The organism is Bacteroides sp. GM023, from assembly GCF_014750685.1.
GTDB lineage: Bacteria > Bacteroidota > Bacteroidia > Bacteroidales > Bacteroidaceae > Bacteroides.
Window position 1 is genome coordinate 878533 of sequence record NZ_JAAXGE010000002.1, and the last position, 21967, is coordinate 900499.

Below are 21967 nucleotides of genomic sequence, written 5' to 3' on the forward strand. Positions count from 1 at the left end.
CCCTCGAGATATTTATTAAAAAACTTGTAAATCCAAAACAAATGCCGTACATTTGTTGTATTGTATGTTCTGCTATATGCAAAGATACTAAATAACTTGTATATATTATCCATTGTTCATGAACAGGGCTTTTGGGCTATGTTTTAGGGCTTATGATTATTTTCGATGGAAAGGATTGAAATTACAAATAGTGAGACTTAAAAAGCTATTAAGCGTTAAAGATATTTTTGATTAGTTAACAAATGAGACCAGTTTATGCGAGTCATATGACGTGATTTCATGCGAAACAAAAACAAACAATAATTTAAAATTTGGAATTTAAGATGAAGATTAAAAGTTTGATGTTTGTCCTGATGGGGACAATGTTAGTAGGTACTTCGTGTTCAGATACGGAGTTAGAGAATGGAAAAGAGGGTTCGGGAACGGTTGATCCGGTAAAAGCTTCAGGGCTTGTGAGTGTGTATCTTGATAAGAATGATCTGGAGGCGAGTCCACTTGCGGGTGATGTGCTTGTAGAAGGTTCTCGAGTGCTTACGTTGAATGTTCCTGCTGCTTGCGAGAAGGTGTATATGAAATATAATACAGTTTCGGGAGCGGAAGCTATCAAAGAGTTTGCTTTATCTCCTGTTAGTCGTAGTGGAGATGCGCAGAATTTCAATTATGCAACGAATCGTTTGGCATCGGTTACATTGAAACTTCCTGAGGATGCGGTACAGCCGACAGATGAAACGGATGGTGGTTACCTTTTCTATCATAACACTGGTGTTGTTATGTTCGAAGATAGTTGGCCGACTCAACCGGGTTCATGGTATGACCAAGACTTCAATGACGTTGTTTTTGAGTATGACTTGAAGGTGACTGAATGTCAGAGTGAAGAACAAATGGAAAAGCAAGGAAGCAAGGAAGAATTGTTGCTTACTTTGGATGTTCGTGCGATAGGTGGAAGATATCCTACTCAATTAGGGGTTATTTTGGAAGGCTTAGATAGTAAGTATGTAGATCTGATTTCTGCTAATATTATATTAAAGGGTGGCCAAGGAACAATGGAAAGCTTAGGAAAAGAGCTGCTTTCAACGAAGTCCAAAGTTACAGTTAATGTACCGAGTTGGAACTGGAGTAGTGATCCTGTAGGTGCAAGGAAACGATTTGCTATAGTGACAGTTGATAAAGCACCGGCTGAAGGTACAGTCATTCGATTGGATGGATTGTCCTCTTTGAGTGATAACAATCAGGATTTCTTCCAAGTAACTCAAGGAAAAGAAAGAATCGGTTTGCCTATGCTGCGTGCTGAAATCAGATTAATCGGTAAGGCTGATTTGAAAGATGCGGATAGAACAGCTCAGCTTGAAGCATTTAGAGCTCTTATTCTTGATACTCAGAGACAGAACTTCTTTATTGTTGGAAACGGTAAAGAAATACACATGAAGGGCTATAAGCCAACTTCTTCTTATCAGGCTGAATATGATGCACTCGTTAATGCAGATAGTAAATTAGTTGGTGACTATTCTAATGCCGATGGCTATACTTGGGGTGTTAAGCTTCCAGTTGGAACCAAACATGCTCATGAAGGTGCATCCTTTAAAGAAGCATATACTGGCTTTATTAATTGGGTAAATACCAACGGTGTTGAAGATAAAGATTGGTATTTGAATCCTAATGCAGAGAAAACCATAAGATATTGGTAATACAAATTCTCAGTCAATACGTTATTTGAGATATTTTGTACAATTTGAACCCCTCTTTTTTCGAAAAGAGGGGTTTCTTTGTATCCGGAAGAACGATCTTTAAACTAATACCGTAATGATGAAGCGATTTTTTATTAGCTACAGTCTGATTTCTTTTTTCTTTTTGAATAGTGTAGTGCTCTTTGCGCAACACGAAAACTCTTTTATACAGCATAAGAGTTCTTTTACGAAGCAATGGAAAATAGAAGATGAATCCAATGCTTTACAAATGATAGAGCGTGCAGATACATTGGAGCTGATTGTCCCCAGTGGCTTGACACTGTGGTATCAGCAACGCTTAACTGGTGATTATGAAATAAACTATCGCATCTGTATGGTGATGAAAGGCGGAAAGTACGATCGTTTGAGTGACCTGAATTGTTTTTGGGCTGCTAATGATCCTAAATATCCAAATGACCTTTTTGCACGCAGTGCATGGCGAAATGGTGTCTTTAAAAACTACAATACATTAAACCTTTTCTACGTTGGATACGGGGGAAATGACAATTCTACGACCCGTTTCCGTCGTTACCAAGGCGAATATTATGGAGTGGCGGACGATAAAGTAAAACCACTGCTGAATGAATATACGGATGCGCCACATCTACTTGCTCCCAATCAATGGTATCAAATTCGGATTCGGGTAAAAGAAGGAGTAACCACTTACTCGGTAAATGGAGAAGAACTTTTCCGTTATTCGATAACAGACGGTACGGGAGACGGACATTTCGGCTTACGTCTTTTGCAGAATCACGTGATGTTTACTGACTTTAAAGTGACTACATTCTAAACTTGCATATAGAAAATCTAATAAGATAATATACCCATGATGAAACAACCTTTTACCAGACTAGGAGTAATAACCCTATTATCCTTTTTATGTTCAGCATTTCTTCATGCACAAGTAGTGACGGACGAACGAATGTTCTCCTTTGAAGAACCACAGGTGCCAAACTGTATTACGGCTATTGGATCTCAACTTTCCATTTCCGATGTACACTATAAAGACGGAAAACATTCGATGGAATGGGTATTTGAACCGGGTGCCGTATTGGAATTAAAGAAAGACCTGAAATTTGAAAAGAAAGATCCGACCGGTAAGGATCTGTATCTTTCTGCTTTTATAGTATGGATATATAATGAAGAACCCCAAGACGCCACTATCGAATTTGAATTCTTGAAAGACGGCAAGAAATGCACTTCGTTTCCTTTCGGAATCAATTTCAGCGGCTGGCGTGCCGCATGGGTTTGCTATGAACGGGATATGCAAGGCACACCGGAAGAAGGCATGAACGAACTCCGCATTGTTGCTCCGAATTCAAAAGGACGCCTTTTCATCGATCATTTAATCACTGCGACCAAGGTTGATGCCCGTCAGCAAACGGCCGATTTGCAAGTGCCTTTCGTAAATGCAGGAACCAACAATCATTGGCTGGTTGTCTATAAACACTCTCTTTTGAAGCCGGACATTGAATTGACTCCTGTCAGTGAGATGCAAAAGAAAGAAATGCAACTACTGGAGAAGCGTTTCCGTGACATGAACTATACGAAGAGTAAAATTGCGGATAAAGAAATTGAAACCATCCGTAAGAAATACGATTTCTATCAGATAACTTACAAAAATGGTAAGGTTTCGGGCGTACCTATTTATATGGTACGTGCTTCCGAAGCTTATGAACGAATCATACCGAACTGGAACAAGGATATGTTGACGAAGCTGGGGGTAGAGATGCGTGCTTACTTTGACTTGATGAAGAAAATTGCTGTTGTATATAATAGTAGTACGGAGAACTCGGATACTCAGAAAGAGATGAAGCAGAAGTTTATGGCTATGTATGACCATATAACGGATCAGGGAGTGACTTATGGCAGTTGTTGGGGGAATATCCATCACTACGGATATAGTGTTCGTGGATTGTACCTGGCATATTTCCTGATGAAAGACGTGCTCCGTGAAGCCGGTAAGTTGCAGGAAGCCGAACGCACATTGCGCTGGTATGCCATCACGAATGAAGTATATCCTAAGCCGGAGGGCAACGGTATTGATATGGACTCATTTAATACACAGACCACGGGACGCATCGCAAGTATCCTGATGATGGAAGATACACCGGAAAAGTTGCAATACCTGAAGTCTTTCTCCCGTTGGATTGATTATGGCTGCCGTCCTGCTCCGGGATTGTCCGGCTCGTTCAAAGTAGATGGCGCTGCTTTCCATCACCGTAATAATTATCCTGCTTATGCTGTTGGTGGTTTGGACGGAGCGACCAATATGATTTATTTGCTCAGTCAGACAGAGTTTGCTGTTTCAGAATTGGCGCATGAAACAGTGAGAAATGTATTGTTTGCTATGCGTTTCTACTGCAATAAATTGAATTTTCCTTTGTCAATGTCCGGCCGTCATCCCGATGGAAAGGGGAAATTAGTACCAATGCACTATGCAATGATGGCTATGGCGGGAACTCCTGACGGAAAATCTGAGTTCGATAAAGAGATGGCAGCCGCCTATCTGCGTCTTGTTTCAGGCGATTCTTCCAAAGATCAGGAACCGGAATACATGCCGAAAGTTTCTAACGCACAGGAACGGAAGATTGCGAAGCTACTTGTAGAAAAAGGATTTCGTGCAGAATCTGATCCGCAAGGGAATTTAGCGCTTGGCTATGGTTGCGTATCCGTACAGCGTCGTGGCAACTGGTCGGCAGTGGCTCGTGGACATTCCCGCTACCTTTGGGCGGCAGAGCATTATTTAGGACGCAATCTCTACGGTCGTTATTTGGCACATGGAAGCTTGCAAATCCTGACTGCAAAACCGGGGCAGAACGTTACTCTTGCCACAAGTGGATGGCAGCAGGAAGGTTTCGACTGGAATCGAATTCCGGGCGTGACTTCCATACATCTTCCGCTAGAACAGTTGAAAGCCAAAGTTTTGAATGTAGATACATTCTCCGGTATGGAAGAAATGCTCTATTCTGACGAAGCCTTTGCCGGCGGACTGTCACAACAGAAAGAAAATGGTAACTTCGGCATGAAGCTACATGAACATGATAAGTACAATGGTTCTCACCGGGCACGCAAATCCTTCCATTTCATCGACGGAATGATTGTTTGCCTAGGTTCTGATATTGAAAATACGAATACTGAATATCCTACTGAAACAACCGTATTCCAGTTGGCAGTAACTGACAAAGCAGGACATGATTACTGGAAAAACTATCAGAATGAAGATAAAACATGGGTTGACCATTTAGGAACCGGATATTATGTGCCGATTGCAGCCAAGTTTGAGAAAAACTTTTCTCAGTATTCCCGTATGCAGGATACAGATAAGGAAACAAAAGGGGATTGGGTTTCATTAATTGTGGATCATGGAAAAGCTCCCAAAGGCGGAAGTTATGAATATGCCATCCTGCCGCAAACGGATGAGACTGCAATGAAAGCATTTAGTAAGAAACCTGCTTATAAAGTATTGAAACAGGATCGCAATGCTCATATTGTACAGTCATTAACCGATGATATATACTCTTATGTACTTTTTGAAACTCCTCAAACATCACTTCCCGGTGGATTATTGCAGCGTGCGGATACATCCTGCCTGGTGATGATTCATAAGGAATCTCCTAATAAAATCCTGTTGACTGTGGCACAACCGGACTTGGCATTGTATCGTGGCGCAAGTGATGAAGCTTTTGATAAAGATGGAAAACGGATAGAGCGTAGTATTTATTCCCGTCCCTGGATCAAGAACGAAAGTGGTGAGATACCAGTTACTGTCACTTTAAAAGGTTGTTGGAATGTAAAAGAAACTGCTTTCTGTAAAGTGATCTCGTCTGACAAAAAGCAGACTGTACTTCGCTTTACTTGTAAGGACGGAGCGAGTTTTGAAGTGGAACTGGAGAAGTAATCCATTATTCTGCAGAAATAAACAAGAAAGGCTTATGCGCTTATTATTCAGGATCTTGCAGTTTCCTTTAATTTCCAAACGAGGAAACTGTAGTTTCTCGGTGCGGATACTGTAGTTTCTCAACGAGGGAACGCTCGTATCCCGGTGTGGGAACTGGCGTTTCCTTACGGGAAACTGATTCTATCATTAAGTCATTCAAGAGTTAGATGACTTATCTTGGAGATGTAGTTATAATTAGAGGCTGGTTACTAAATAAGTTGTCACATTCTATTATTCTATACTGAATAAGTTTTCGCTATAACTCTCGACGGATGTCTTTAAGTAGTATATGAAGTCTTTGGAATACGGCAGATAATAAAGAGTAGAGTGACAATAGAAAATTCATAAGTTTCTATTGTCACTCTATTATCACCGGCTATTGTCACTCCTTATTTATTGGTTATTAGAATATTAACTCCAAAAAGTGACAAGTGACAATAAAAAGTAGAAAATGTAACTCTACGTAGAGGTTAGAACATAAACATGGCAACAGCAACAATGCGATTGTTGCATACAGCATGAGTATCTATAATTTTTCCGTTAGATTCATTGAGCGAACCATACCATGCCGAGCTTAATGTATATTCCAAGCCAAATTTCCAGTGAGGTACGTTGTAAGTTAATTCAGCACCTGCTGTTACTAGTTGGTCGAGATTGGTTCCTGTTCCATACAGTTGGGTATGACCGATTGCTAAATCATCGCTTGTCCCCAGATTCTTAGCATAACCGACAAAGATTCCCGGTTTCCATTTCTGCCCGTAAACAACATTGAACCAAGAACTGGAAACACGTATCGGCGTATATCTTTGTTCACCTGTACGCTCACTGATAGATTTAATACCAAACCCACCAAGACCGGAGGTTTGTGTAAGATTGGAGCCTAGAACACTTTTTGCACCGATGAACCAGTCTTTATTTGTATATTTCACATGGGCTTCATAAGAGAGAGTAGTGATACGTTCATCTACTTTATATGTTTTTCCAGTTTCTCCTATAGACTCTGTGCGTGGTTTCAATGATAACAGCTCAATGCCCACACCAGCCAGTAAACCACCCTTCTTGTAGTCTGCTCCGACATAAATCTCAGGAACACAGCTTTTCTTTATATACTCTTGACTTTTCTTACTTTTTGAAGGATTTTCAGAGTCGATGCCTTGAGACAAATACTGTGATTGCCATACGGCAGCTCCTGTGAGTTGAAAATCACTATTGGTATAACGATAACGAATCTGCGGCGCACGACTGAACGGCTGGAAAGGCGCTCCAACGGAAAGATTAAGAATCTGCGGAGAAACATCCCCGAACAACGGATGCCAGGTTTGACCGAGTAATAAAGCCGATTTCCCCCAATCCAAATTGAGATACGCATGGCGAAGACGGACTACCGAATAAGAACTGCCTGTACCACGAAAGTCTACCTCCACTTTAGCGGAAGTCTTGGCTGTTCCCAGTTTAGGTCCGGCAACATCTACTCCCAAACGTGAATATAACGTATAGAAATTACTATTCGCAGTTGAATTCAGATCATTTCCATCTTCGTCACGTACTTTATCTTTCGGATACATATAGAACAATCCGTCTACGGTTTCCTCATTGGCGCGACTATTGTAGTAAAAGTCAGTGCGAATCTGTCCATAGAACTTGAATTTGAAGTCCTTCATCTGTGCAAAACTGCCCGAAACGGTTATCAGGCAAAGAAAGATTAGAATGTATTTTTTCATCATGTGCTTGTTTATAAACGGGCGCAAAATTACGTAAAATAACCGGCAATCGGCTTATCGTTGATTAAAAAAGGCACTGACAGCCTGATTATATTTATTCAGACTTGTACTTTTATGAATCGCTTTTAATAATTTTTTATCAGCATTGGGCAATAAATACTCCCAAAAGGTTTTCATCTTGTTTAAAAGTTGCGCGTCGCCTCCTTGAAGCTGCTCTGCATACTGCGTGTATACGCTTTTGTGCATGGAATGTAATTTTTCCACCATTTCATCGAACTCGAAAACACGACCTTGTCTATGCTCTGCAGCTAATGCAGGGTTGGCAAGCAACCCGCGTCCTATCATAATTCCGGCCAGTGTAGGGAATTTATCCTGAATCCGTTGAATATCCTCCAGATTGTTTATATCTCCGTTGTAAATAATCGGGTGCTTGCAGGCATCTTGAAAAGCAGCGAATCCTTTCAAGTCTACTTCACCTTTATATTGTTGTTTGCCTAAACGGGGATGCATAGTAACCTGTCGCAGTGGTAAGTCATTAATAATAGGAAGCAGTTTGAGACATTCGTCCGAATTTTCCCAGCCCAATCTCATTTTTATAGAAAAGCTAATCTGCGGATACTTCTGAATCAGGCTGAGCAATGCTTCCACCTCTTCGGGATAAGGCAGGATGCCGGAACCATTGTGTCGCTTCGCCAAAAGAGGAAAGGGACACCCCAGGTTTATGTCCGCTTCTTCATATCCTTTCTCGATGAAAAGAGACAGGATCGCTTCCGCTTTCTCCGCTGTCGGCGCTATTAATTGAGGGACGAGATGCGGTACCTGATTGTTTGCCGGTTCGATGCCACGGACATCTCTATGGCGGAAACGGCCTTTCTCAATTCGTACGAATGGAGTATAATAAGTATCTATACCGCCGAAACAAGCAGCATGCGCATTGCGGTAAAAAGCTTCTGTGTACCCCTGTAGCGGGGCAAAGTGAATGGGTAAGTCTTGCATTACGTTATTTTTGCACAAAGATACACCTAATATATTTTTATATGTATGTTTTTGTATCATAATTGAATAATTTTGGCCTGTAAAGTAGGCTGTGAGTTTATAAATTTGCGCATTGACAAATCTAATTTTAAATGTAAAACGAATAGTATGCAACCCGAATTCCGAATTAATCTTTCATGGAAGAGAGGTCTCAGTATGTTACTGTTAACCTTATTTTCATTCTCTGTGGCACTGGCCCAAGTACTTGTACGGGGTACAGTTGTTGACCAAACTGGAGAATCGGTGCCTGGCGCAAGCATCCAGGTCAAAGGAGGCACTCAAGGCACAATCTCAGACCTTGACGGCAAATTCTCACTAAATGTTCCTAACAAGAAATCCATTCTTGTCATCTCTTTTATCGGTTATATAACCCAAGAAGTGCCAGTCGATGCATCTAAACCTATGTCTGTTGTGCTGAAAGAAGATACAAAGACACTGGACGAAGTAGTCATCGTAGGCTATCAGGAAATCAAGAAGAAAGACCTTACCGGTGCTGTGGCAAAAGTCGATATGGAAGGCTTGCTCAAAACACCTACCTCTTCGTTCGACCAAACCTTGGGTGGACGTATTGCCGGAGTGAATGTTAGTTCGGGCGAAGGTATGCCGGGCGGAACGATGAACATCGTAATCCGTGGTAACAACTCTTTGACACAGGACAACTCACCATTGTATGTCATTGATGGTTTCCCGGTGGAAGACCCTGCTATCGCAGCTACTATTAGCACTTCGGATGCCGAATCTGTTGAAGTATTGAAAGATGCTTCGGCTACTGCCATTTATGGTGCACGTGGTGCCAATGGTGTCGTTATTATCACCACTAAGAAAGGTAAGGTAGGAAAACCGCAACTGAAGTATGACGGAAGTTTCGGTGTGCAAAAAGTAACCAATACGATTCCGATGCTGGATGCATATGAGTTTGTGAAGTTGCAAAACGAAATGTTTCCGGCAGATACACAAAAGAATTATCTCATCGAGCATCAAGGCAAGCAGTGGACATTAGATGATTATCGTGGTGTTCCGCAGTATGACTGGCAAGACGAAATATTCCGTACTGCCTGGCAGCAGAGCCATAACGTAAGTTTGATGGGAGGTACGGAAGGCGTTCGCTATAATGCTTCGGCTTCTTATTTCGACCAAGATGGTATCGTCCTGAACTCAAACTATAAGCGTTTCCAGACACGTATGAATACAGTGGTTCGCCGTGGTAAACTGAATATGAGTATAACTGCCAACTATTCACGTGCTATTCAGACAGGTAGTTCTACCTCTCTATATTCTTCCAGCGGTATGAACAACTTGTTCTATAGTGTATGGGGATATCGCCCGGTTACAGAGCCAGATGTTCCATTGAATACATTGATGGACAATGCACTCGACTCTTCCGTAGAGCCGACTAATGATTATCGTTTCAACCCGATTATGTCATTGAAGAATGAGTATCGCAAGAACTACACCAATAATCTTCAGTTGAACGGTTTCGTAGAATACGAGTTTATAAAAGGTTTGAAACTAAAAGTTTCAGGCGGTTATACTTACGATGCCCGTAACAATGATACATTCAATAATTCAAAGACACGTTATGGTAGCCCGATTTCTACAGATAAAGTCAATGCGCAGGTTGTTCGTAACCAACGTCTGACGTGGTTGAATGAAAACGTCCTGACCTATCAGGCTAATATAAAGAAGAAACACTTCTTTAATTCATTGCTTGGTATCACTTTCCAAAACTCTGATTACGAGTACTACTCTTTCAAGACTACCAATATTCCGAATGAATCTATGGGAATGGCCGGTATGAGTGAAGGTATTCCGAGTACTACCAGTTCCGAGAAGTCATCGTGGGCTATGATGTCTTACTTAGGCCGTGTGAACTATAACTATCTGTCTAAATACTACGCAACAGCATCATTCCGTGCCGATGGTTCTTCCAAATTCGCTAAAAAGAATCGGTATGGTTTCTTCCCTTCGGCTTCTTTAGCCTGGAACTTTAGTGAAGAGAACTTCATGCGAGATTTCAAATCTGTTGTTTCCAATGGTAAGTTGCGTGCCAGCTGGGGTTTGACAGGTAACAACCGTGTAGGTGAATATGAAGCTTATGCATTGCTGCGAATGCTGAAAGCATCTTCAAATAATATTCCGTCAGGAGTTTATCCGTTTGAAAACAATCAGAACAGTATCGGTATGGTACCTATCGCCTTGTCAAATAAAGATTTGAAATGGGAAACGACCGAACAATGGAATGTTGGTTTGGACTTAGGCTTTTTCGACGAACGTATCAGTGTGAATGTTGACTGGTATATGAAAACAACCCGTGATTTGCTTTTGGATGCGGACATGTCTTATACAACAGGTTTCAAGAGTGCAATGAAGAATGTGGGTAAGGTACGTAACTCTGGTGTGGAATTTACCTTGAATACGATAAACTACAATAAGAACGGCTTCAAATGGAGTACCAACTTCAATATCGCATTCAATAAGAATAAGGTATTGGAACTTGCCGAAGGTCAGAAATCCTTGTTGACTTCTGCTTACTTTGACCAGGCATACAATACACAACCTACATATATTGCAAAGAAAGGCTATTCGATGGGTATGATGTATGGTTATCAATATGAAGGAACTTACAAGTATGAGGACTTCTATAAATCAGGTGATACATATGTATTACGTCCGGGTGTTCCTTACTACTCCAGTGAGAGCAATACACAACCCGGTATGCCTAAATATAAAGATTTGAACGGCGATGGTGTCATAGATTCCAATGACCGTACTATGATCGGGCGTGGCCTGCCTATTCATACAGGTGGTTTCACCAATGATTTTGAATACAAAGGCTTCGATTTGAGTATCTTCTTCCAGTGGTCTTATGGAAATGATATCTTGAATGCTAACCGTTTATTCTTCGAAAACGTCAATAATTCGCGTAACCTGAATCAGTATGCGACTTATGCTAATCGCTGGACACCGGAGAATCCGTATAGCGACATTCCGGTTGCCAAGAACTCCAGTTCTAACAAGGTGGTATCTTCACGTGTTATCGAAGATGGTTCTTTCCTTCGCTTAAAGACGCTGAGTATCGGCTATACTCTGCCCAAGAAGGTGATTAAAAAGTGGGGAATCTCGAATGCCCGTGTTTATGTGGCAGGACAGAACCTTTGGACAATTTCCGGTTATTCCGGTTATGACCCTGAAGTTTCTATCCGTAACAGCGCCTTGACACCGGGACTTGACTATTCCGCTTATCCGAGAGCTTATGCAGTCAACTTCGGAGTTAATTTAGGATTTTAATATTATTTGAAATAATAGATATAAAGAAGAATTTATGAAAACGATAAAAATAGCATTCCTTTCTTTTGTAGCTGCATGTACAATGGCGTCGTGTGACTTTTTGGAAAAGGAACCATATAAGATTGTTCCGGAAAACTATTTCCAGAATGAAACGGAGGCTCAGAACTTTCTGACCGGAGCTTATGCGAACTTAGCGCAATCTACTTTCTATGGTGGCGATTATATGGTTCTCGTAGGAGGTGACGACTTGGAATTCTACGGCGGATCTACCGGACGTATTTCCAATACAGGATTAATCTGTAATAATACGACAACCAGTGACGCGGCTGTCACACAATTCTGGGCTAATTTATACAATGGTATCGAGCGTACTAACATGTTTCTTGAAGAAATAGATAAAGTGCCGGGGATAAGTGCTGAGAAATGTGCGCAGTATAAATCGGAAGCGCGTTTCCTGCGTGCATTCTACTATTTTAACCTGGTGCAATGCTGGGGAGATGTTCCTTTGAAACTGGAATCTACTTATTCGTCAGGCACGGTAACCAATAAAGATATTGCCCGTACCGACAAGAATGTGATTTATAAGTTTATTGTGAAAGAAATGGAAGAAGCCGCTGATGAGGGGCTGCTTTCTGCCAATGAATTGGGTTATAAGCCCAGTCGCATTTCGCAGTCGGCTGCATGGGGAATCCTGGCACGTGTTTATCTGTTTTGGGCAGGCGAACATTATCGTGACGGCAAACCTGCATCTGCCGAAACGAACTCTTATTTCGAACGTGCCAGCTTCTTCGGACAGAAAGTAATGGCGGAAGGACATGACCTTGCTGATGATTATTGGGATACATTCATTGATATGTGCTCGAACAAATACAATACAACCGGTTCTAATGAAAGCATTTGGGAAGTTGAGTTTGCCGGTGACGGTACGGGAGATGTACGTTCGGAAGGTCGTATCGGAAATACGATTGGACTTCAATGTTCGGACTTCTCTTCTCAATCCGCTCTGGTAGGAAAAGCTGACCCGGGATATTCTTACGGATTCCTTTGGGCTACACCGAAACTTTATGATTTGTATACCGAGAATGGTGATAAGAAACGTTTCACCTGGAACATAGCACCTTTCACCTATCGTGCGCTGGATGCTGATGCTGACGCAGGTATTAAAGGTAAAACCGGAATTGTAGGAAGAACTTTTGAAAACAAGGAATTATATGAATTGGTAACCGGTGCGGGTTGGTATGGAGAAAAATCTTATGATTATGATGGCCCGGATGAAGGTAAGGAATTTGCCAATAAGACAAGCCAAAGAGGAGATGTTTATAAGAAAGCGGTTGCCGCAGACAAGGTAAGAAAAGACTTATGCTGCGCAAAATTCCGTCGTGAGTATGAACCTGCTACCAAGAGAAATAAGAATCTTACCTCTATCAACTTCCCGATCCTTCGCTATTCGGACGTATTGTTGATGGTGGCAGAAGCAGAAAATGAATATCAGGGCTATCCGACAGATTTGGCTAAACGTTGCCTGAAGGAAGTACGCGACCGTGCAGGAATCACAGATCATACAGGTTCTCTTAATTCGCAGGTTGCTTTCCGCAACGCGATAAAAGATGAACGTGCCATGGAACTGTGCTTTGAATATACCCGTCGTTTCGACTTGATTCGTTGGGGAGAGTTTGTAGAGAAGATGAATGAACAAGTTGACCTGGCACTGAGTGGCACACATTGGAACCAGGGTTCTCAGGCAGCGCCATTCTACCGCGTGACTTCCGCTTATCAGTATTTCCCCATTCCGGATGCTGAAAAAGCTGTGAATAAACTGATTACAGATAATAACCCGGGTTGGTAATCACCTTGAGTCTATTAAATTATTAAAGAAAAGAATAGGACGATGAAAACATATAAATTGTTATTAGTAAGCTTGGGAGTTCTTTACTTCACATCTTGTGAGAAAGAACTGGATCGAGACTTGACGGATGTCAGCGTAAGTGTGGCAACCAACGAAAATGTAAGATACGAGGGAAATATACTGACTGTAAAAAAAGGAACTCCTGTTGAATTTCTGCTTCATGGTGATCCTGATTATGTATCTTTTTTCAGTGGTGAACTCGGACATCAATATATTTACCGGGACAGAAAGGAATATTCCGCGGAAGATGTTGAAACCTGTGAACTGAAGTTCGGGGTTTGGACAGCAACGGGAAATGCAAATTCATGCACGAATCAGTTGGATATACTATATTTGGCGGATGAACAGGAACCCGGTTCGGAGAATAGCACGGTTTTTCCGGGGATGAGTAAGACTAATTTTGAGGCTGATTCTGTTTTAGTAGAGAAAACTACAGCATGGAAGACCTTTATCCCACGGACAAAGTTGCCTACTTCAGTATTGGGTAGTGCAGCCAACGCACTGAATTATAGTGAATCGGTGAAAAAGTTTATAGGTAAAAAGCTGACATTGGCTATTGCATTCAATAAGGACGGGAAAAAGTCATCCGACTTTCCTCCTTACAGTAGCGGCGATCCTATTCCCCAGTCAACATTCAATTTCGTAGGTATGCGTGTTGAAACTACTTGGAAAAACGGTCGTGTAACAACTGCTTATGCTTCTTCTTTTGGCTTTACTCCTTTAAATATGAAAAATAAGACAGTATTTAAAGAGCAGGCTGAAATAAACATGCCAAAAGACCGTGAGTATGGCTCTGTTACAACAGGTGTATCGGGTATGTGGAATTTGAGTAGTATAGCAAACGGTAGCTTTGCTGTCACTGGCGCTGCTACCGGTTTAGACTGGAAATATACCTGGCTTGTTTCTGATTATTTGAACCTGCTTGAATGTCCGTCACCGGATTCGGGAGTGAAGGTGAAAGATGTTTCTCAGGAATTGAATTCTTACACTTATACTTATAATCAAGTGGGTACGTATACTGCTACATTCCTGATGAATAATTCCAATTATGCGCATGCGGCATCCAAGACTTGTGATTTGATTATTAATGTAACAGAATAACTTTAAATACTAATAGATTATGAAGTACATAAAATCGTATATACTTTTCGTCCTGATGGTTTTTACCGTTATCGGTTGTACGCTGGACGACCTGAAAGACGATATGAACAACCTGAAGGATAGGGTGACGCTTATTGAGGAACAGGTGAAGCTGTTGAATAATAATTTGGCTGTAATCGGCTATATCCTTGATCCCCAGAATAAGACGGTTAGTAAAGTCGAGACTGTCACAGAGGGCGGAGTCGAAAAATATATTATCACTTTGAGTGACGGTAGACAACTGTCTCTCGTTATTGGTAAAGAAGGAACGGTTAATGAGCCGGAAATAACAATCGGCGAGGATGGCAAATGGTACATAAATGGTAATCCTACAGGAATCGTTGCTGTGGGAGAAGACGGTAAGAATGGTGAAGGTTATCCGGAATTTCGTGTAGAGAACGGTAACTGGCAAGTACGCTTCGGTGATGGTGCTTGGGCGAATGTTCCCGGTGGCGAAGGTATTGCCGGTGGAAGTTCCCTGGGTGACCAAATCTTTGAATCTGCCGAGGTTGATGGCAATAACTTTGTGGTGACTTTAAAAGATGGTAGTATACATACACTTCCTATTGTAGCAACACTGGTTTGTGTTATTGATAAGTCTGCGTTGGATGATGAAGGCTTTTTGGTTATTAATAAGGGAGAAAGAGTAATTGTTCCTGTTAAGATAGAAGGCGATAATTCACAAGTTACCTGTCCGCAAGGCTGGAGAGCTACTTTGAGTAAACTGGATGTGGCGGATGAACAAGGTAACAACTATCAATTATCGATTTTTGCTCCTGCCGCAGATGTTAAGGCATTGACCAGAGCTATGGCTGATAACACTACGGATGTGACTGTTCAAGTTCAAAAAGGAGCGTTTTGGGCTGTTGATAAGATTAAAGTGAAGAATCCGAAAGATTATAGCAATAATTTGAATAAATATGAAGAGGGACTGGTTGTTGCCGTCGGTGGATTGGAAATCAAGAAAGACGTATATGGAGAAGCGACAGAAATTACTTCAGATCAAGCTATATCGGAAGGAGGAGTCTATTTTGTGTCTACCAATAATGTAACGCTGACTTATGATTTGGGAGCTACAGGAGTAGATAATTTGATTATTATACCAACTACTTCGGATGTGACTGTAATAAATTTGGCTGTTTCCAAACAAATTTATCTCACTGGAACATTTGTATGCCAAAATGTGACTTTAAATAATACTTCTAATCATTATCCGCTACGTTTAAATGCGGCTGACGTTAATGTTGTATTTAATAAATGTAATATAAACGGTTTGGTTGCTTCCAATAAAGGTTTAATTATGCCACAAACGGCCAATACTCATTATTTGAATTATTGTGAAATAACTGACTCGAACATAAGAATTGATGATACAGGTGTTGGGTTGAATCTGATAAACAATATGGATTGCTCCCGATTAATATTTGAAAATAATATAGTTTATTATTCACAAGCGGTAGGACAGGATCATGCTGATAATCATTTGGCTAATTTTAAACTGTTTGCCGGAGGTACGAATAGAACTATTAAAGAAGAATTGATAATAAACTCCAATACGTTTATAGATGTAGAGTCTTCAAGTGGTAGTGGCAGTACAGGAATTGTTTATTGCAAGGCTATAACAAAACTAACTATTAAAGATAATATCTATTGGTTAACCTATCCGGCTACGACTTTTGTAGGATATGATAAACCTATTACCACAACCGTTATACTGAGAACTGCGACTGCTATGTCTAATGCTGTCGGTATGAATAATTATGGATATACCGGGAATTCGGAGATGAACTTGAAGATGTCTTTTGCTGCTTTACCAGAGGGTATACAAGAACTAGATAAAGTTGAAGGATTATTCGATATAGCTAACTCATCTACTTTTGACAAGTCAACAGGTGTCTTTATACCTAAAGATGGTTATACTCAATATGGTGCACAACGCTAAAACTTAGAATTATGAAAAAGATATTGATACTATTAATTTGCTTATTACCCGTCATCACCTTTACAGCGTGTGATGATAAGGATGATATACGTAAAGATATTGACGACCTGAATGCCCGTTTGGATGCTTTGGAAGATGACCTTGTAGATTTGAACACAGGCATTAAATCTTTCCAGGACGCAATGAAAGGACTCGTTCTTATAACTGACTACTCAATGGACGAGAAGGGAAATTACACCCTCACATTGAGTGATGGTAAAAAGTTAGTTATCTATAGTGGTCAACCTGCCGGAGAGATTCCTACACTTGGCGTTAATGACGCAGGTAACTGGACATACACTCTTAATGGAGAAACAAAAGAATTGACAGATAAGGCTGGCAATCCCTGTCCGGCTGTTCCGGTAGACGGAAAAGACGGAAAGACACCGACCATATCAATTGATTCGGATGGCTATTGGTGTTATACCATTGAAGGCGGCGAAGTACAGCGCATAGAAGGTCGTTATAATATTGCTAATATTGAGAAAATTCCAGGTGGCATATTCTCAAGTGTCACAGTAGAGGGTAATAATATGACGTTTGGTTTTGCTGACGGTTCGACAACCATACCTTTATTGGGTGGTTTGAATCTGGCTTTTTCAAACGTATCGGGAGAACTTACTTCCGTAACAGTAGCCAAAGCAGGTTCCATAACTATAACTGCAACGCCGACCAATGTCGACAATATCATTATCGACCAAACTCCTTTGAAGGTAAATCTGACGGATGCTGCATCCGATAATTTAACGGTTAGCGCGAAAGGAGTAGCAGCGGGCGAGTATACTGTTTATTTCCAGATATTCTCTAAAGAAGGATATAGATTGATTAAACCATTGAAAGTGACGGTTAGTGAATAAGTCGAACTAATAAAAGCAAAGAAATTATTATGAAATTCTATAAATCATTCATATTATTCAGTTTGTTGGCATTGACTTTTGTGTCATGCAACACAGACGACCTGGAAAGAGACATTGATGCTCTAAAAGACCGTGTGGCGAATTTCGAAGCACAGGTTCAGCAGTTAAACGATGAAATGAACATCATTCGTGTGCTGTTGGATGGTAACAAGACTATTACAGATTATTCTGTTAATGGTGATACTTATACACTAACTTTAAGTAATGGCGAAACATTGACTTTAACTCCGGGTGCAACCGGTGGCAATTATCCTTCTATTGAAATCGGTGAAAACGGAAATTGGTTTATTGGTGGAAAGGATACAGGTCTGCGTGCCAAAGCAGAAGATGGAGACGATGCGTCAATTACTCCTAAATTTAAGATTGAAGCTAATCCGGCAGATGGAGGAAAAAAATACTGGTGGGTAAGTTATGACAATGGGACGAATTGGAGTGTTTTAGAAAACGGCTTGGCCGAAGGAACAAATAGCCAAACAAATCCGATCAAATCTGCGATAGTGGAAGGAGATAACTTTAAGGTTACTCTGAATGATGGGACTGAACATCTTATTCCTATTATAAAAGGACTGGAATGTGCTATTAATGCTCCGGCGTCTATGACTAACGGTTTCTGGATGGTAGCAGGAGGAACAGCGTCTTCTCTTACTGTAAAAGTAAATTTGGTTGAAGGAGATTTAGTACGGGTGAATGCTCCGACAGACTGGAATGCAAAGGTATTGCCATACGTGACTGGTGCGAAAGAAGTTACTGTAACTGTAACCCCGCCTTCTACAGCAAGCGAATGTGTAATTGTAGTAGAGGTGACTCATGGAGTGAATACTGCTACGGATCAGATTAAGGCAAAAACGATAACAAATAGCTACTGGGCAGAATATCAAGCCGGGTTGGATATTAAAGTTGGAAATTTAGTTATTAATAAGTATGATTATCCGAATGCGGAATTAATATCTGAAGATAATGCAGGTAGTTTTACTGTGTTTACAACAGATAAGGTTTATTTCATTGATGCAGATATTAGTCTTACTGCAAAAATGTCCATACAAGATTATCTTATTCTGATTAATAATAATCCGGATAAGAGAGCGACGGTAGAAATGGGAGCTGGCAAGTACTTTGCTTTTAATTCATCAAATGCGACAGCAACAGGTCTTTTGTGCAAAGGTTTGATTCTTGATGGCACATTAAATGCCAATTATTTGTCAACTTTAGAAGGAAAGGGAACCTGTATGTTTGAATACTTGGCTATGGATGATTGTATTATTAAATTGGGTAAAGCAGGGAATGGCCGTGCACTGTTTAGTATATCTTCTGGGAGTAACACTACTATCTCTATAAAGAATTTTATACTTAATTCATGCCGTTTCTCATTGACGAATGGTAGTGCCGAAACGAAAATTATTAATTTCCATCCCAATAATGCGACATTTGCCAATTCGAATATTCAGATAACAAATAATGTATTCTATGCTGAAGATGCGGCTACAACCATTGATTTGAAATTATTAGTTTATGCTAATACGAATATTACTTTCCTTGTTGAAAGAAATACATTTGTCAACGTTGTTCCGAACTCTTCACAAGGATATATTCAAGGAATCCCGAGCAATGAGAGCTTATTGGCTAAGAATATAGTATGGAATGGTGGAGCTTGGAATGGTGGTTGCAACTGGATTAGTTCTAAGGCGGGATCATCGACTCCATCAGACAAGACAAAGATTGAGGATAATATTGTGTTTGACGAGAGTGGAGCAAAATGGTTGTTCTTTAGAGGTGGTAACGGCACACCTTCAGGGATAACAAATGCTATAACGCCTTTGAAAGGCTCTCCTTTTGTAAGTACAGACTTTGCTGCTGGTACATTCATTCTGAATGATACTTATAAAGGAAAATATGGTTCGGACATTGAATAAATGAAGATAAGGAATAATAATGTGATCTCTTGATTATATTGTATGGAATAAGGCGAAGAATCTTTGGTGCTAAGTATATAGTGGTAGATTCTTCGCCTTATTAATAGATTTTAATTTAACATATGAAAAGCATGAAACTGAATTTATACGCTACTGTCACTACTTTTATCTTAGCTGTTAATATAGCCTTTTCTTCCTGCTCTGACGATGAAGTAGTAAACAACAATCCCATCCCCGACCAACCGGAGCAAATAACGGAACTTATCACCCAATACAATACAAATATTTCTGCCTATCAAGCCATGTTGGCAAATAAGGTAGAGATTGTAGACTATACTTCTGACGAGAAAGGGCACTACAAACTTCAATTGAGCAATCAACAAATAGCAGATGTGTATGCCCAAACTGCCGAAGATAAAGATATTCCTCTTTTGGGCATTGATGAAGAAGGTTATTGGAACTATCAATTAGAAGGTGCTTCTTATGTCCTGACAGACTTGCAAGGCAATCCGGCTTCCGCCCTGAATAAAACCGGAAAAGCAGTCTTTACCCCCCTGATAGGAATAGGTGAGGACGGCTATTGGCAAGTTTCCTATAACGGCTATCAGTGGAAACGACTAAGTAATTCTCCGGTTCCATCCCTGACAGGAAAAACAGCCAAAAACTTCTCCCTTTACCGTTCAGCCACTTTGAATGAAGAAACAGGTACAATTGTCCTGGAACCCCGTATCGGAGAAAGCTCATTGACACTTCCTACCCATAATAGCAATACTACACCCGCGTGGAAGAAATTTCTGATGAACAGTGACGATAATATGTTACTCGACTTCTCCTATGCCGGATATAAACATGGAGAAGTAGCACCACCCGATGGCTTTTCACTAGGATATGAGGTGATGAACGTGAAACAGCGTATGGAAGAGAAGAAGATGAGTGCCCGGGAAGCCTTGATAGATATTCTGAAAGAGAAGAAAATGACCCGTAACGGTGATAAAAACGGTAATAATCCGAATGCACGCATTGTTATCTATTTTCCTGCGGGAGAATATGTTTTGCACAACGAGGACGACAACGGAATGAGAGAACCTGAAGCCGGAAAAACATATGCCACAGATAGCAAGGGAAATAACACGAGCTATCGTATTCCTATTAACGGCGGATACTTCGTTATTAAAGGCGACGGACCGGATAAGACTAAGTTAATCATGGAAACACCTAATTTGCCGGATAGCAAGGAAGTGATGTACTCGTCACCGTCTTTGCTTGATATTAAGCATAATTCAGGATTAAAGAAACTATGTGATGTAACGGCTGACGCTGCCAGAGGTAGCCATACAGTAGAAGTTTCTGATGCTACTATGCTGAATACGGGTGACTGGGTATGTCTTTATCTGTTGAACAATGACCCCGAACTTGTGAATAAAGAGTTGACTCCTTATCCTGTAGAAGCAACCATGGTTAATATTATAGAAAACGGTGTACGGGTTCAGGACTTTCATCAGATTATAGCAAAAAGCGGTAATCGTATCACTTTCAAAGAGCCCATCATGCACGAAGTAGAAGCACGTTGGGGATGGGAAATCCACCAATATCCTCATTATGAGGAAGTAGGAGTAGAGGATCTTACTTTTGTGGGAAATGCCGTAGATGATTTCAAGCATCATAGAACCTGGGAAGATGATGGCGCATACAAGCCTGTGGATATGACCCGCTTAACTAACTCCTGGATGCGCCGTGTCAAATTTACGAGTGTCAGTGAAGCCAGTTCTATAACAAACAGTGCTAATATCTCCGTCTACAATATAACCATTGATGGTAACCGGGGACACTCTGCCATCCGTTCCGCCGGTTCTTCGCGTGTGTTCATCGGGAAGGTGACAGACCGTACGAATGGTTTATTGATAGATGACAGGAATATCCGTGAAGAAGGTGCCGGACAATATCATGCCTGCGGAGTATCAAAACCAAGTATGGGAGCCGTCATTTGGCGTGTACATTGGGGAAAAGATGCTTGTTTTGAGTCGCATGCCACTCAACCGCGTGCTACGCTGATAGATGCCTGCCGGGGAGGATTCATGCAATTCCGCCAAGGTGGTGACTATGACCAGCTTCCTAATCATCTTGACGATCTCACCATTTGGAATATGTATTCGGAAAGATCACGTGTGGCAGGCGGGAATTCTGCCCCTGCCGGTGTGTTCGATTGGTGGCGTATTGGCTTTAAAGGATGGAAGTTCCTTCCGCCGGTTATTGTAGGTTTCCATGGTGATCCGCTGAATTTTGTACAGGAACAAGTGAAACTGGATGAAAGTCATGGCACTCCCGTAGAGCCGGAATCGCTTTACGAAGCACAGTTAGAGAAACGTTTGGGCTTTGTTCCCGACTGGCTAAAAGAACTGAAGTAA

The 21967-nt window shown here is 41.0% G+C and carries 12 protein-coding genes; 10 read left to right on the forward strand and 2 right to left on the reverse strand.

The genetic code is table 11. The annotated features are described in order from the left end of the window. The first annotated feature begins 323 nt into the window (after positions 1-323). The 3 genes from HC965_RS05850 (at position 324) to HC965_RS05860 (ending at position 5625) form a co-directional block, all read left to right on the forward strand. Complete coding sequence (locus HC965_RS05850; RefSeq protein WP_191030572.1) at positions 324-1685, forward strand: LruC domain-containing protein; 1362 nt, start codon at positions 324-326, stop codon at positions 1683-1685. A gap of 115 nt (positions 1686-1800) precedes the next feature. After that, positions 1801-2514: a DUF6250 domain-containing protein gene (locus HC965_RS05855; RefSeq protein ID WP_191030573.1), complete on the forward strand. Its 714-nt coding sequence runs from the start codon at positions 1801-1803 to the stop codon at positions 2512-2514. Positions 2515-2550: 36 nt separating this feature from the next. Beyond that, positions 2551-5625 (forward strand): chondroitinase family polysaccharide lyase, encoded by a 3075-nt coding sequence (locus tag HC965_RS05860; protein ID WP_191030574.1) that lies wholly within the window; start codon positions 2551-2553, stop codon positions 5623-5625. A gap of 509 nt (positions 5626-6134) precedes the next feature. Here the strand turns inward: HC965_RS05860 and HC965_RS05865 are convergent. Together HC965_RS05865 and HC965_RS05870 are read right to left on the reverse strand one after the other, a co-directional pair. Next, a complete protein-coding gene (locus HC965_RS05865) occupies positions 6135-7385 on the reverse strand; it encodes a DcaP family trimeric outer membrane transporter (protein ID WP_191030575.1) in 1251 nt (416 codons plus the stop codon). A gap of 54 nt (positions 7386-7439) precedes the next feature. Then, the gene (locus HC965_RS05870) at positions 7440-8381 is read right to left on the reverse strand and encodes a tRNA-dihydrouridine synthase family protein (protein ID WP_191030741.1); all 942 of its coding nucleotides are present in this window, start codon (positions 8379-8381) and stop codon (positions 7440-7442) included. A gap of 147 nt (positions 8382-8528) precedes the next feature. On the opposite strand from HC965_RS05870, the gene HC965_RS05875 reads away from it, so the two are divergent. The 7 genes from HC965_RS05875 (at position 8529) to HC965_RS05905 (ending at position 21967) form a co-directional block, all read left to right on the forward strand. Further along, positions 8529-11708 (forward strand): TonB-dependent receptor, encoded by a 3180-nt coding sequence (locus HC965_RS05875; protein WP_191030576.1) that lies wholly within the window; start codon positions 8529-8531, stop codon positions 11706-11708. Between the two features lie 34 nt (positions 11709-11742). Continuing rightward, positions 11743-13554, forward strand: a complete 1812-nt coding sequence (locus HC965_RS05880; RefSeq protein WP_191030577.1) for a RagB/SusD family nutrient uptake outer membrane protein — start codon at positions 11743-11745, stop codon at positions 13552-13554. A gap of 42 nt (positions 13555-13596) precedes the next feature. Beyond that, the gene (locus HC965_RS05885) at positions 13597-14715 is read left to right on the forward strand and encodes a DUF5017 domain-containing protein (RefSeq protein ID WP_191030578.1); all 1119 of its coding nucleotides are present in this window, start codon (positions 13597-13599) and stop codon (positions 14713-14715) included. A 19-nt stretch (positions 14716-14734) separates the two neighbouring features. Continuing rightward, the gene (locus HC965_RS05890; RefSeq protein WP_191030579.1) at positions 14735-16696 is read left to right on the forward strand and encodes a PL29 family lyase N-terminal domain-containing protein; all 1962 of its coding nucleotides are present in this window, start codon (positions 14735-14737) and stop codon (positions 16694-16696) included. A gap of 11 nt (positions 16697-16707) precedes the next feature. Then, positions 16708-17592: a PL29 family lyase N-terminal domain-containing protein gene (locus tag HC965_RS05895; protein WP_191030580.1), complete on the forward strand. Its 885-nt coding sequence runs from the start codon at positions 16708-16710 to the stop codon at positions 17590-17592. 29 nt (positions 17593-17621) lie between these two features. Beyond that, on the forward strand, positions 17622-19562 hold the full coding sequence (locus HC965_RS05900) for a PL29 family lyase N-terminal domain-containing protein (RefSeq protein WP_191030581.1): 1941 nt from the start codon (positions 17622-17624) through the stop codon (positions 19560-19562). 131 nt (positions 19563-19693) lie between these two features. Next, positions 19694-21967, forward strand: coding sequence for a DUF4955 domain-containing protein (locus HC965_RS05905; protein WP_191030582.1), 2274 nt, complete (start codon positions 19694-19696; stop codon positions 21965-21967).